We start from the raw sequence: 1129 nt of genomic DNA on the forward strand, positions 1-1129 counted from the left end.
TCGGCCACCGCGCGGCCCGCGACGACCTCGGGCAGCCAGCGGGCGCGCAGTTCCTCGCCGCCGTGCGCGTGGACCGGGTGGGCGCCGAGGCCCTGGAGCGCGAGCGCCGTCTCGGCCTCGGTGCAGACCCGGGCGAGGGACTCGCGCATCAGGCACAGGTCGAGGGCACCGGAGGTGAAGAGCCGCTCCAGGAGGCCGAGCCGGCCCAGCTCCGCGACGAGCGGGCGGTTGACCCGGCCGGGCTCCGTCCCGCCGTCCTCCGCGAGGGGGGCGAGACGGCGGGCCGTGAGCTCGCGGAGCTCCGTACACCAGGCGACCTGTGATGGTTCGAGTGAGAATGACCCCATACGGACCTGCTCCTCCCGGTCGTGCACCCTCGACTGTGCGGGAACCGTATCGCGCCCCGTTGACTGTCGTCACCATCACGATACGCTCGATGTGCGACCGACAGACCGTCCGGCCACGTGAACGCGACGCCCCGGCACGCCCCACGCGCCCGGGCCCACACGGCAAGGGGGCGCCCAGGCGATGAGCTCACCGTCCGCACCGCACGACCCGCAGCGTCCCGGCCCGCCCACGGATCCGCCCCTGCCCGCCGCACCTCCTCCGCTGTCCCCGTCCGGGTACACGGACACGTTCGCCCGCGACCGGCTGCCGGACCCGGCCCTGTGGCCCGGGCTGCTCTTCGACCTGCCGGAGCTGCACTACCCGCAGCGGCTCAACTGCGGCGCCGAGCTGCTCGACGCCACCGTGGAGCGGTTCGGCGCGGACCGCCCCGCTTTCCACGCCCCCGGCGAACCGACGTGGTCGTACGGGGAGTTGAAGGCGACCGTCGACCGGATCGCGCACGTCCTGACCGAGGACCTGGGCGTCGTCCCGGGCAACCGCGTGCTGCTGCGCGGCCCCACCACACGCCATCTGGCGGCCTGCTGGCTGGCCGTCATGAAGGCGGGCGGCGTCGCCGTCACGGTGCTCGCCCAGCAGCGGGCGCCGGAGCTGGCCACCATGTGCGAGATCGCGCAGGTCGGACACGCGCTGTGCGACGCACGGTCGGTGGACGACCTGCTCAAGGCCGGGGTGCCGGGTCTGCGCGTTGCCACGTTCGGCGGCGAGGGTCCCGACGACCTGC

The 1129-nt window shown here is 74.5% G+C and carries 2 protein-coding genes; one reads left to right on the top strand and one right to left on the bottom strand.

Annotation, left to right across the window (positions count from 1 at the left end; all coding sequences use genetic code 11):
* A partial coding sequence (locus GTW43_RS27840) for an acyl-CoA dehydrogenase family protein (protein WP_161304722.1) occupies nucleotides 1–347 on the bottom strand: 347 nt, incomplete at its 3' end.
* Between the two features lie 181 nt (nucleotides 348–528).
* Between GTW43_RS27840 and GTW43_RS27845 the strand changes: the two genes are divergently transcribed.
* The coding region (locus GTW43_RS27845) for an AMP-binding protein (protein WP_161304723.1) at nucleotides 529–1129 on the top strand (601 nt) is incomplete at its 3' end.

The sequence above is a fragment of the Streptomyces sp. SID5785 genome (assembly GCF_009870065.1).
Lineage (GTDB): Bacteria > Actinomycetota > Actinomycetes > Streptomycetales > Streptomycetaceae > Streptomyces.